General features: G+C 61.0%; 15 protein-coding genes, 1 tRNA gene and 1 pseudogene. 10 read left to right on the top strand and 7 right to left on the bottom strand.

Annotated features, from left to right (window positions below):
• Nucleotides 1–60: 60 nt before the first annotated feature.
• Both R1T40_RS03155 and R1T40_RS03160 read right to left on the bottom strand, forming a co-directional pair.
• Nucleotides 61–240, bottom strand: coding sequence for a hypothetical protein (locus R1T40_RS03155; protein ID WP_106165141.1), 180 nt, complete (start codon nucleotides 238–240; stop codon nucleotides 61–63).
• A 179-nt stretch (nucleotides 241–419) separates the two neighbouring features.
• On the bottom strand, nucleotides 420–1,433 hold the full coding sequence (locus tag R1T40_RS03160; protein WP_317385831.1) for a class 1 fructose-bisphosphatase: 1,014 nt from the start codon (nucleotides 1,431–1,433) through the stop codon (nucleotides 420–422).
• 410 nt (nucleotides 1,434–1,843) lie between these two features.
• Between R1T40_RS03160 and R1T40_RS03165 the strand changes: the two genes are divergently transcribed.
• From R1T40_RS03165 to R1T40_RS03180, 4 genes are all read left to right on the top strand, one after another.
• Nucleotides 1,844–2,746 carry an HAD-IIA family hydrolase gene (locus tag R1T40_RS03165; protein WP_317386938.1) on the top strand — a complete coding sequence of 301 codons (903 nt, stop codon included), beginning with the start codon at nucleotides 1,844–1,846 and terminating at the stop codon, nucleotides 2,744–2,746.
• A gap of 60 nt (nucleotides 2,747–2,806) precedes the next feature.
• Complete coding sequence (locus R1T40_RS03170; RefSeq protein ID WP_317385832.1) at nucleotides 2,807–4,453, top strand: Na/Pi cotransporter family protein; 1,647 nt, start codon at nucleotides 2,807–2,809, stop codon at nucleotides 4,451–4,453.
• A 147-nt stretch (nucleotides 4,454–4,600) separates the two neighbouring features.
• Complete coding sequence (locus R1T40_RS03175) at nucleotides 4,601–5,176, top strand: histidine phosphatase family protein (protein WP_317385833.1); 576 nt, start codon at nucleotides 4,601–4,603, stop codon at nucleotides 5,174–5,176.
• 78 nt (nucleotides 5,177–5,254) lie between these two features.
• Nucleotides 5,255–5,330 (top strand) — tRNA-Val (locus R1T40_RS03180).
• A 74-nt stretch (nucleotides 5,331–5,404) separates the two neighbouring features.
• Here the strand turns inward: R1T40_RS03180 and R1T40_RS03185 are convergent.
• The 5 genes and pseudogenes from R1T40_RS03185 to R1T40_RS03200 all read right to left on the bottom strand — a co-directional run bounded on the left by R1T40_RS03185 (nucleotide 5,405) and on the right by R1T40_RS03200 (nucleotide 8,275).
• Nucleotides 5,405–6,391: a tyrosine-type recombinase/integrase gene (locus R1T40_RS03185; protein ID WP_394805033.1), complete on the bottom strand. Its 987-nt coding sequence runs from the start codon at nucleotides 6,389–6,391 to the stop codon at nucleotides 5,405–5,407.
• Nucleotides 6,289–6,576, bottom strand: a complete 288-nt coding sequence (locus R1T40_RS22255) for a helix-turn-helix domain-containing protein (RefSeq protein WP_394805012.1) — start codon at nucleotides 6,574–6,576, stop codon at nucleotides 6,289–6,291. Before R1T40_RS22255 ends, R1T40_RS03185 begins: the two co-directional genes overlap by 103 nt.
• Nucleotides 6,577–6,658: 82 nt before the next feature.
• Nucleotides 6,659–6,934, bottom strand: a pseudogene (locus R1T40_RS03190) (hypothetical protein); the annotation flags it as partial.
• A 526-nt stretch (nucleotides 6,935–7,460) separates the two neighbouring features.
• Nucleotides 7,461–7,742 (bottom strand): hypothetical protein, encoded by a 282-nt coding sequence (locus tag R1T40_RS03195; protein WP_317385835.1) that lies wholly within the window; start codon nucleotides 7,740–7,742, stop codon nucleotides 7,461–7,463.
• A gap of 236 nt (nucleotides 7,743–7,978) precedes the next feature.
• Entirely contained in the window at nucleotides 7,979–8,275 is a 297-nt protein-coding gene (locus R1T40_RS03200; RefSeq protein ID WP_317385836.1) for a helix-turn-helix domain-containing protein, read from the bottom strand.
• 89 nt (nucleotides 8,276–8,364) lie between these two features.
• Between R1T40_RS03200 and R1T40_RS03205 the strand changes: the two genes are divergently transcribed.
• The 6 genes from R1T40_RS03205 (at nucleotide 8,365) to R1T40_RS03230 (ending at nucleotide 11,321) form a co-directional block, all read left to right on the top strand.
• Nucleotides 8,365–8,604 (top strand): hypothetical protein, encoded by a 240-nt coding sequence (locus tag R1T40_RS03205; protein WP_317385837.1) that lies wholly within the window; start codon nucleotides 8,365–8,367, stop codon nucleotides 8,602–8,604.
• On the top strand, nucleotides 8,601–8,924 hold the full coding sequence (locus tag R1T40_RS03210) for a hypothetical protein (RefSeq protein WP_317385838.1): 324 nt from the start codon (nucleotides 8,601–8,603) through the stop codon (nucleotides 8,922–8,924). Before R1T40_RS03205 ends, R1T40_RS03210 begins: the two co-directional genes overlap by 4 nt.
• Complete coding sequence (locus R1T40_RS03215) at nucleotides 8,921–9,187, top strand: hypothetical protein (protein WP_317385839.1); 267 nt, start codon at nucleotides 8,921–8,923, stop codon at nucleotides 9,185–9,187. The genes R1T40_RS03210 and R1T40_RS03215 overlap by 4 nt, the downstream gene beginning before the upstream one ends.
• Entirely contained in the window at nucleotides 9,187–9,834 is a 648-nt protein-coding gene (locus tag R1T40_RS03220; protein WP_317385840.1) for a hypothetical protein, read from the top strand. Before R1T40_RS03215 ends, R1T40_RS03220 begins: the two co-directional genes overlap by 1 nt.
• A 171-nt stretch (nucleotides 9,835–10,005) precedes the next feature.
• Nucleotides 10,006–10,590: a hypothetical protein gene (locus tag R1T40_RS03225; protein ID WP_317385841.1), complete on the top strand. Its 585-nt coding sequence runs from the start codon at nucleotides 10,006–10,008 to the stop codon at nucleotides 10,588–10,590.
• A complete protein-coding gene (locus R1T40_RS03230) occupies nucleotides 10,587–11,321 on the top strand; it encodes a hypothetical protein (RefSeq protein ID WP_317385842.1) in 735 nt (244 codons plus the stop codon). Before R1T40_RS03225 ends, R1T40_RS03230 begins: the two co-directional genes overlap by 4 nt.
• Nucleotides 11,322–11,621 lie beyond the last annotated feature (300 nt).

Genomic DNA, 11,621 nt, shown 5'->3' on the forward strand with positions numbered 1-11,621 from the left:
GCGCCATCGGTCTGAGGCCGGGATCGCCTGTGCCATCAGCACTGCGCTCTTTGCAGAGGCTTAGCGCTCTACTGTCGCGTTTTGCTTGTTCTTCTCTGCTGTGGCCTTCATGCGCGCCAAGAGATCCGCCTTTGACGGGCGCTGACCAAATGGGTTCTCCTTGGAGCCTTTGGCATTGTGCTCGGTGTGGCGTGGATTTTTCTTGCCCGTCTTGGGGCCGCCCGACGTCCCATAGTCCATTGTACAGATCACCTTCTGAGGTTGTTTGAAATGTCATGCACGAAATGAGCGCAACACTACAAGCGGAACTTGAACGGACATCGGATCTGGCAGGGCACCGTTTCGGCGCACCGCTCGGCCAAGTAGCCTGACCTCTGGGGAGGGGGCGGCAGGCGCCAAGGCGCCACCAGACGCGGGATCTAGGTCTGGGTTCCGGGGGCGAGCGCTTCTGCGAGGGTGTCGATTTCTTCGGCGGCCCCGAAAAACAGCGGGACACGCGCGTGCAGGCTGTCCGGGGTGCGATCCAGGATCGAGGTCACCCCGTCTGTTGCCTTGCCTCCGGCCTGCTCGATCAGAAACGCGATGGGAAAGGCCTCATAGGCGAGGCGCAGAAAACCGCCCTCATACCCGGCTCGGCTGTCCGCCGGGTACATGAACACGCCGCCCTTGCGCAGAATTCGGTGCAGATCGCCCACGGCGGCGGCAATCCAACGCATGTTGAAGTCGCGACCTCGCGGCCCCTCGCGTCCGGCAAGAAGCGCGTCGATATAGTCCCGCAAGGGCTGCGGCCAACGCCGCAGATTGGAGGCGTTGAACGCGATGGTCGAGGTGGCCGGGGCAATCTTCACATCCGGGCTGTCGACATGGAACACGCCGGTGACCGGATCACATGTGGCGATATGGGTGCCCGATCCGGTGCTGAACCCGAAATCAACGCTGTGACCAAAGGAGACATAGGCCGCGGCCAGGATGTCTCGACCCGACCGTAGCATGCTGTCGTTTGCGTCGAAGATGCAGAACAAAGCGCCCAGAGGTGCGCCAATCCCGATACTGCCAGAGCCGTCAATGGGATCCATCGCAACGTCGAATTGCCCGTCCGCATTCAGGGTGATGACGTCATCGCTCTCTTCTGACAGCACGCGTGCTACGTCGCACTCCTGCAATACCGCCAGGTAGTGATCATGCGCGCCCATATCGAGCGCCTTCTGTTTGTCACCGGACTCGTTCACCCCGACCGTTGCAGTCGGATCGCCCGACAGCCGCCCCTGAGCCAGACGGGTCGCCAAAGGTGCGCTGGCATCCGCGATGACCTCAAGCAGACGCGCGAGTGCGGTGCTTTTAAGAGACGCGTCCGCGCGGTTGGTCAGGAAGCTGGCGAGCGTAGGAGCACAGATCGCACCGTCATCTTTGAGTATCAATGTGTTGGGTGTCATCTCTGTTCTGTCTGTCCTGTGGCGGTTTTTGATATGGCGTCCTGCGCAGGTCGCAGGGGTGGGGCGCGGCATCTGACGGGACCAGCGCTGCGCCCGAGCCAGGGTCTTGGACCACATTCGCCGCGGATGTGCCAGTGTCTCGTGGTGGGATGGGAGGCGGCAGCTCGGAAGGTTCGTTCCGGGCGGTGTCATCGGACCTGGGGGCGGTGGAAGAGGCGAGGCTGCCCGTTTCTGTCTGGACCGTGTAGACCCTTCCCGATATCGAAGCGCAGATTGAGGCGGGTGCCCACGCCAGTGCAATCGGTCAACCGAGACGCGTGCTGCGTATCCTGCTGGCACCAGACCTGCGCTGCGTCCTGTGCAGCCCGGTTCGTAAACTGGTGGGCTGAGACATGAAAGGGAGAGGCATGATGATCGGCACCGAGTGGGCATTCGACAGATATGAGAGCGTCCGGGCGACGCTGCCCGAGGCGGAGTTTCCGTTGACCTCTCGTTCCGGACACGATCTGGGGGATACGGTCGATGATTACGATGCCTATATCCTTGATGCGTTTGGGGTGCTGAACCGGGGCGAAACCGCGATTGAAGGTGCGGTCGAGCGGATGGCAGCGCTGCGGGCGCTGGGCAAGCGTCTGGTCGTGCTTACCAATGCGGCCAGCTACACACGGGCGGAGGTTCTGGCCAAATACCACCGGCTCGGCTTTGATTTTGACGCCTCCGAGGTGGTGTCGAGCCGCGATGTGGCCTTTGCCGCGCTGCCGGAGTTACCCGCGGGGCAGGTCTGGGCCGCTGCTGCTGCCGAGGGGGATGACTTCAGTGATGCCCCCGTCGGTGCGCGGATTGAACATCTGTCTGATGATCCGGATCTGTTGCGCAATGCGGGGGGCTTCTTGCTCCTGTCCTCCGCCCGTTGGAGCGCGGCGGAAACCACCGCACTGACAGAGGCGCTGCTGGACAATCCGAGGCCGCTGATTGTTGCAAACCCCGATCTTGTCGCCCCCCGAGAGGACGGGCTGTCGGTGGAGCCCGGCCTGATCGCCCATGAGATCATCGAGCGTACGGGGGGGCAGGTTGCTTTCTTTGGCAAACCGTTTGGAAACGCTTTTGAAATTGCGCTGGCGCGTCTACCGGGGGTATCGCGGGATCGGGTCGCCATGGTAGGCGATACGCTTCATACAGATGTGTTGGGGGGCGCGGCGGCTGGTATCGGCTCCGTTCTGATCACGGATCACGGTCTGTTCAGCGGTCAGGATGTCGCTCCCTACATCACGAGGTGCGCAATTCGACCGAGCTGGATTGTCGCGACGACCTAGTATCGCAACACTGCCGGGAAATTGGCGTCCCGGGTCGAAACCTGAGGATGGGAGACTGGATTGACGGCATTTTTGATACAGATCGCAGGGGCGGCCGCACTGCTGCTCTGGGCGGTGCGTTTGGTGCGCACCGGGGTGGAGCGGGCCTTTGCCACGCAGTTGCGGCAAGGGTTGCGCCGTGCGTCCGACAACCGGGTGTTGGCCGCTGTGTCAGGGATGCTGTCCGCGATGTTGCTGCAAAGCTCCACTGCCGTTGCGATGTTGGTATCGAATTTTGCCAGCAAGGGCGTTTTGACAGCCGCAGTCGGTGTGGCGATGCTGCTGGGGGCCGACCTCGGGTCGGCTCTTGTGGCGCAGATCCTGTTGGCACGTCCTGGGGTCCTGGTGCCGGCACTTCTGCTGCTTGGGGTGGTCCTGTTCCTGCGCAGCAATCAGCGCAAACTGCGTCAAACAGGCCGTATCCTGATCGGATTGGCACTGATCTTCGTTTCGCTTGATATGCTGCGCACGGCCACAGCGCCGATCATCCAGAGCGAGGGGGCGGTGGCGATCCTCGGCTATCTCGATTCCGATCTGCTTACGGCGTTTCTGCTTGGCGCGGTTTTTGCATGGGTGGTGCATTCCAGCGTGGCGGCGATCCTGCTGTTTGTCACCATGGTCGCGCAGGGCGCCTTGCCGCCAATGGCTGCGATGGCGATGGTGCTGGGCGCCAATCTCGGTGGCGCCATGATCGCCTTTGTGCTGACGCTTGCCGCTGACGTGCGGGCCCGGCGGATCGTGACTGCCAATCTGGTCTTGCGCGGCGGGGGCGCGATTGCCGTGCTGCTCGCTCTCAGCTTTCAGGTGTTTGATCCGGCTTGGCTGGGTCAGGACGCCGCTGTTCAGGTGATGAACCTGCACCTTGCGTTCAATCTTGCGCTCTGCGTTCTGGCGTTGCCCTTCGCCGGGCTGATCGCAAAGCTGAGCGAGCAGATGATGCGAGACCAGAGCACGCAAACCCTTGGTCGTGGGCTTAGCGCATTGGATCAGGCGGCGCTTGAAGATCCGCCGCGCGCGCTGAATTGCGCCGCGAGAGAGCTGCTGAGGATGGGGGAGGTCATCGAGAAGATGCTGGTCGCCGCCATGGGGCTTTACGAAACCTGGGATGACCGGGTGGCGACTGCGATCCAGGAGGATGAAAAGGCGCTGCGGCGTATGCATCTGGATCTAAAGCTTTATCTTGCGGGGATGAACCGTCACAAGCTGGATGACAACGCGGTCAACGGCGCGATCGAGGCGTCCCTTCTGGCGGCCAATCTCGAAGCCGCTGCGGATCAGGTCTCCAGGAAAATGATCGAACTGGCCCGCAAACTGTCCAGCGAGGGAATTTGCTTTTCCAAGAGTGGCAAGCAGGAAATCGGTGATTTCATGGATCGTATTCAGGCCAATGTGCAACTGGCGCTGACAGTCATGATGACACGGAACCCGGACGATGCCCGCGAATTGGTCGCCGAGAAGGAAAGCATCCGCACCGCCGAACAGCGCCTGCAGAGCAAACATCTCTCTCGGCTGCGCGAGGGCGTGAGCGAGAGTATTGAAACCAGCGCCATTCACCAAGAGACGCTGCGTATCTTGAAGCAGGTCAACACGTCTTTCGCCATGGCGGGCTATCCGATCCTCGATGAGTCCGGTGATTTGCTGTCGAGCCGGTTGTCCGCCCAAGAGTGATCCATGCGCTGAAGCGAGGCGCGGGCCGGATATTCACTACAGAACGTGCCGGTCACTTTGAGATGCTAGTGTTCAGTGGTGAAATGCCTCACCACATGCTATCCGAAACGCGCCCTGTTTGGATCAGCTGTTTACGAGGATATGACGATGCGTGACTTTCCAAAGATCTGGTTCCTGCGCCATGGGCAGACCGTCTGGAATGCCGAAGGCCGTGTGCAGGGGCAGCTGGAATTGGATCTGACGGATCTTGGTATTGCACAGGCGCACCAACAGGCGGTGCTGATGGCGCCGATCCTCGCTCAAGACGCGCCGCCCTGCCTGGTTTCGCCACTGCGCCGGGCGCAACAGACCGCAGGGATCGCCCTTGGCGGCCACCGTTTTGTGACGGAGCCGGATCTGGCCGAGGTGCAGGCCGGGCGTTTTGAGGGGCGGACCCGCGCGGAGATCGCAGCAGAGTTCCCCGAGATCGACGCTCGGGTGCAAACCCATCTGGATCTCTTTTGTGCCGCCCCGGACGGCGAGGGCTATGCGCAGTTCTACGGCCGGGTGTTGGGTCTGCTGCGCCGGCTGGAGGCGCCAACCGTGCTTGTGGCGCACGGTTTGTGGGGGCAGGTCTTGCGCGGCATCATCTGCGGTCTGGAGCAGGATGAGATGGCGGCGCTGCCCAATGAGCAGGGCTGTGTTTATGTTCTGGAAAACGGCACGGAAACCGTGCTGCGCTGACGGGTTTCACATTTTCTGCAAAAAGCGGGAAATGCCCTCTTGCACTTCTCGCGCGTATTCACTAAATCCCCGCTCACCGGGTCGTTAGCTCAGTTGGTAGAGCGCTTCGTTTACACCGAAGATGTCGGGAGTTCGAGCCTCTCACGACCCACCATCTTACCTCTTGAAAACAATGAGATTTATCAAATCTCGACACTGATGTACAAAGTGTTCCTTGGTTCTGTGAACCTAGCGGTGTGCCTTCAGGTTCATAAAGTCCAGCACATTTACGGCGTCGGTCATATGTTCCGGCAGGTAGCGACCGTAGGTCGAGAACGTGATTGCTGTGTTGCTGTGGCCTAAAACTTGGCTCACTTTTTCCAACGGCACGCCACTGGCCAGCATCGTTACCGCCGCCGTGTGCCGCAGATCGTGGATCCGGACATGCCCGATCTTTGACCTGGTCACCGCACCTTGAAACCCTTTGCGGATCGACTTGATCTGCCCGCCGGCATATTCGACGACATGTTCTGAGAGGGCGGCTCGATACGCCACATCCAGCGCGGCGCGGGTGCTTGGGTTCATCGGCACGACGGCGCGGCCTTTCCTGGTCTGGGAATCTTCGAGCCTCAGATTGATTGTGCCCCGGTCAAAATCTACACGGTCCCAAGTGAGATCCAGAATCGCGCCAACCCTCCCTGCGGTGCCGAGAAGCAGGATGAGAGCGAGCCTGATGTGAGGTTCAATTGCACCATTTATCAGTGCGCGAGCTTCACCAGCGGAAAGGATGCGCTTGTCTGTCAGGGGTTTGGCAGGGCGCCATATCTTCGGCGCAGTTTCGATCATCCTGGTGTCGCAGGCGAATTTCAGAGCTGACCTAAGGTGGCCGAGTTCGGTGTGGACGGTGCCTTGGCTCTTCCCTGCTGCGCGGCGCAGCGCCTCGTACTCGATGCAGGTCTTTTTCACCACGTTGTCGGGGCGCAGGTGTCCGAAGTGGGGCAGAATTGCTTTCCCGGTCCACTTCATCGTCTCAGCCGTGGGTTTGCCCTCGAGGTCTTCCCGGTAGGCTTCCCAAATTTGCGCAATAGTCGGGTTCTGGGGGCGGCTCGAGAATGTGGCCGCGCGATAGACCTCTATCGCCTCGGATTCTGCTTCCTTTCTGGTGCGTGCCTCAAGTTTACGACGCACTCGCTTTCCGTCCGGCCCCGTCCAGTAGACGCACAAGCCGCCGCGCAATCTTCCAATATTGACGTCTGGCATTCGAATTCCTCTACTTCTTTTTGTGGAATGCGGATCATGCGACCGATGCGGAATCCACGCAACACGCCTCGTTTCACCAGTTGCCGGACGGTTTCGCCGGAGCAGTCCCAGCGTTCGCCGAGCTGGTCGGGAGTGAATGGCTTGGGTTGAATGTCAGGCATCTCTTTTCTCCCGTTTCAGTGTGAGGGGCGTCATGCTGCACCTCGCTCGACTCTCGCCCGTCCAGTGCCCGCCTCGGCGCCCCTCCGGAAGCTTCTTGGGGTGGGTCCATTTGCCAGAGTGTGACATCCAGCGGCGACCAGAGGGGCACAGACACGTGCTGGGCGGGTGCATGACCGCCAGCAGATCCCAACCCTCATTAAGGATACCGTCACGGACCTCACAGATGATGTGTCGATTGGTCCGATCCTCTGCCGGAGCAAGGTCGCAAGACCAGACGTCATGGCCGAGGGCCAGCAAAGCGCGACGCATGATGCCGCTGGTCTCGCAGGCGACCAGTGCTTTAGCCATTGAGGCCACCTCGCGCCAAAGTCGGTGCGGGCGATTGGCCGTTGTGGGGGGCAATCCGGGCGGCCATCGCTGGCGCGGCGAGGCAAGCGCGCAGAGGCGGTCTTGATCCAGCTGCTCAGGGCGCTTTGGCGGGATGTGCCGGTGCTTTGAATGCCCATCAGATCCACCAGCCAGAGCGCCTCGTCGTGGGTCCAAGCATCTGAAATCGGCGCAGTCATGCGCCCGCCAAGGCCCGCGAATTGTTCGGTCCTTTGGTGCATCGGTGTCGCTCTGAGGGTCTCCGACGCGGCATAGAGCGCGAGGGTGTTGATCTCGGTGGATGATGCGCGGGCGGTGGGCAACTTGGAGGACTGATCCGCCCGCGCCAGATCCGCACCGCAGGAGCGGTGCGAAACCTCGGGACAGTCGGCGGCGCGCAATCCTCCAACGCGCCGCGTGTGTTCATTGGTCTCAGAGGGGCGGGGCCCTCGGGATGCGTCCGCCATGGATGCGGAATCTGGAGAGATAGGGTTTGTCATTGCGGGTGCGCCTCGCCTTACGCCGCATGGGGGCCATGCGGGGTGATCTGGCGATCCGCCATGACGCGGCGCACCTTGTGGCCGACACGGTCGAGGATCTGCTCGGTCGGCTCTGGCGTCGGTGCCGGGCGCTCGACCAGGTGCGCAGCCCGCAGGCGCGCCGGGTCAAAGCCCTGACCGCGCGCGGCCTTCAGTGTCGCCCAGGCTGTTGTGAAGAGATGCGGGCTGTCGAGGTGGGCCTCGGGCGAGCCTGCGATCTGCTGCGCGTCCCGCAGCACGGTTTCCAGTCTGTCTTGCATTCAATCCTCCATCGGTTGATGGGCTTAGGTAGATACGGATATTTCGTATTAGTCAACACGTAAATACGAAAATATCGCATATCAATTAGCCATCATGATCTTGCTCTGTTTGCGCAAATGAGTACAAAAGCAGAACAAAAACGGGAATCGAATGTTATACAGGCTAGTCGCTAAGCTGCTCCTGCCGCTTGGAGTGAATTTGAATTGGGTTTTCGCGCCGTTGGTTTGGTGGCGCGTCAGTCGAAGTGCTTCACTATCTCTTGAAGAACGTCGCCGGGAAGCCGAGCAGGGTCTCCACCGAGAATGAAGTTGTAGTCCACTTGGAAGGCACCAAGAAAATAGGTCATCAGGCGCACTGAGGGTGAGCCTGATTGCTCCTGAGAGCGGAAGGTTGTGTACTTGATGCCGGCTTTCGCGGCGAGTTCCTTTTGGGACAGCCCAGTCATTCTGCGAGCCGCTACCAGGCGCTTATGAATGGCTTCCGGTGAGGTGTCGCCGCGAAGGCATCGTTTTTCTATCTCTAGGTAATCCATGCCTATGTACTCGCTGAAGTACGGAAATTTCGCATCAATAAACGAGTGCATCATTGTAAGTGCGAAAATATCGTACTATTGGTGCGTGTATGGATACTCGTGACTTCATCACCGCCCTTGGCGGATACCGCTCTGTTGCGTCCCATCTCGGAAAGGGTGCGACCACCGTGCATACCCACATGCAAGCGGGCAAGCTGCCAGCAGCATGGTATGATGCACTTTGCCGTTTGGCTGGACAAAAAGGCGTCGCGATGCCCCCGCGCAGCCTCTTCACCTTCCTCGCCCTTGGCGAAGGTCAACTCAGAGATACAAAGGGCGCAGCCGCATGAGCCGCCCGCGTCTAACCCTGATCGTGAACAATGATGTGCCATGCGACCAGCCTGGCACGTCAGCAGACCAAGCGTCTTGGTCAAATCAGTTGGATCCATATGCGCTGAAGGTCAGCGCGCCTGACCTTTGGTCGGTCTATTTCCACGCGCGGTTTCACAGCCCGCGGGAGGTGGCGCTGTTCTGCGATGTGTCGTTTCAGACCGCGCTCAACTGGTGGGGCGCGGTCACTGCGCCCGCCAGCCATACCGCCTTGCTGATGATCCTCACCGATCCCGGCGCGGCGGCGTTCTTTCAGGACCAATTGGCGAGGGCCGCATGATGGCGCAGAATTCCTCACCCCGGATCGAGCGGATCGCCTATCAGATCTGGTGGCTGATCCAGGACAGTGCCGGCGAATGCACCCTGCAAGATATGGCGGAGTTTACCGGCGCCTCGATGCGCACCTGCACCCAGATCTGCCGCTATCGCGGCTGGGCCGGGGCCTATCGAAAGATGGCGCAGAGTCCCGCGGCGGAGAGCGGCCCGCGGATGATCGAGGCGCTGGATGGTGAGCTGTCCGCTTTGTTCGGGGAAGCCGCGTGATGTTGAATACAGCAGGTTTGCAGCCGATCTCGACCGATGATTTGCCGGAATATCCGCTGGGGTCCGAGGATCGGCTGGACAGTCATTACTTCATGGCCTGGGAACGGCGGCGCTGGCTCAACTCGGACATGCGCCTCAAGGGCACACCGGAGTGCCGGGCGCTCTTTTTTGATCTGATCAATATCTCTTACGACCAGACACCGGTCGGCACGGTGCCGCAGGATCTGGAGATTCTGGCAAAGCTCTTGCTGGTGGATCCCGGGCACTTTCGGGCGTTGTGCAAGCTGGACTACGGCCCGCTGCACAAATGGACGCCCTGTATTTGCGAGGGCGGCGAGGTGCGGCTGATGCATCCGATGGTGCTGCGCACGCTGACCGAGGCGCTGTCACGCAAGGAGGACAACCGCGCCAAGCATGAGGCGGCCAATGCGGCCAAGCGCTTGCAGCGCTTGCGCTCCACCGTGGCGGGCTATCATGCGGAGCTTGCCAAGAATGACGCCGCCATCCGTTGGATGGATGAATGGCTTGTCCAGGAGGGCTGCGAATACCGCAACGCCACCTGGATCGAACGCGCCATGCAGTCCTGGTCGACACATATGTTTGACCTCGGGCAGGCGCGCTCCGGAACCCACCGAACATTGTCCTGACACTGTCCAAGACTGTCCGGCGGACAGTTCAAGACAGTCTCGGACAGTCTCAGACTGTCCTGCACGACAGGGATAGAGACAGAGACATAACAAAACAGAAGGACAGTCGCCGGACACATTGACGTCGGCGGCTGTGGATAACTCGGGATTGCTGAGAAAAGAGGTGCAGAGATGGATGCAAAGGAACAGGCCGCCGGTGAGGCGCGGGTGCAGGAATTGTTGATCACGCCGCTGGAGGCGCTGGGGCTGGCGCGGCCGTCGACGCTGACCAAGGCGCAGTTTGCGGTGATGCTGGGCGAGTTGCGCCAGAAGCTGGCGTATATGTCGCCGGCGAGCCTCGCGGTGCTGCGGGATTGGGTTGAGGCGCATCCCGGCGGCAAGGACAAGGACCGGTTTCCGATTGGGCTCAAGATCCTGAACAAGGCACGGGAAATCCAGCCGCCGGAGAGCGGGCCATCGCCGCTGATGCTCAAGGTCTTCGGGCATGCGCTGGGGCAGGAGGCGCTGGCTGGAGGCTGGGCTCCGGAGCTGCTGCGCTATTTGAGGGGCGCGCGGGAATGGCCGGGACGCTACACCGTCACCCAGATCCGCAATGAGGCGGATGGCGCGGTGCGCCGGATGGCGGACATCGAAATGCGGGCAGGGCGTGGGGATCACCTGTCGGCCGAGGATGCACGCTTTCGGGTGCGGCGGGCGGAGGCTCTGAAGCAATGTCGTGAGATCGCAGACCAGGCGCAGCGGGGTGCCGCAGCATGAGCGAGCATGTTGTGATCGTGGCACCCGATGGCGTGGCGGATCTGACCCCGATGGCAAAGTTTATGGCGGCGCGCCAACGGCGATTGCAGGCGGAGGAGGAACGCATCCAGGCGGTGAAAGAGCAGGGCTATGTGCCAGAGGTCTGCGGCGATGCCATCCCCGAGGCGCCGGCCCGCGGAGCCATTCGCGTGTTCCAACCGATGAGCCTGTTTCCCGAAGGTGAAAACGACTGGAAAGCCCGCCCCTCGGGCTACCGTGGCCGGTCGGCCATGCAGTGCGCGGATGTGTTTGATGTGATGGCGGCCAAGGCGGCCAGCAACGGTAAGCCCGCGCCTTTCACCCGTGAGCAGGTTGCGGCGGGGCGGTATTATCGGGATCTGGTCGAGCGCCACGCCTGCGCCGGAGCCCGGTGTTCATCTGTCGAGGCGCTCCGCAGCGGCGGTGGTGGTGGCAGTGGTAGCTTCATCGATGCGGTGCTGCGGGATCGCGAAGAGATCGAGCGGATCCAAAGGCGCATCGGTGCTGGCACTGCCATTGCCGTGCGCAAGATCCGCCCGTCCAAGCGGGGTTCGCGGGTGAACATCACGGATCGGCGGCTGGTGGATATGGTGTGCCTGGAGGACAAGCCGATCAGCGCGGTATTGCGGGCGCATGGGTGGAGTGTCCGGGGGCAGACGTCCGGTGCGTTGCGGCAGGCTTTGGCGGAGGTGTTGGAGCGGATGGTTTGGTGAGGGCTGAAATCAGCCCAAAGGCGACATTCGTTTTGCTCCTGCATCCGGTGGCCCTGCCTACTGGCAGGGCGGAAACCAGACATTCGCTGCAAACGCACATATGGATAGCAGAGATTCAAAGAGCGGACATTCTCTGTCGAAACTGGAGCTTGAGCGAGAAGACTGGTGGTCGAACCGTAAGACGCATTGATCATTCTGGTTGTCCCATTTGTTTTGGCGTAGCATTTTCATTACCCAACGCAGGCCCCGTCGAATGCCACTCCGACCAAAACATCGGAAAGTGCGAACCAACAAATGAAC

The organism is Tritonibacter scottomollicae, from assembly GCF_032924845.1.
Taxonomy (GTDB): Bacteria; Pseudomonadota; Alphaproteobacteria; order Rhodobacterales; family Rhodobacteraceae; genus Epibacterium; species Epibacterium scottomollicae.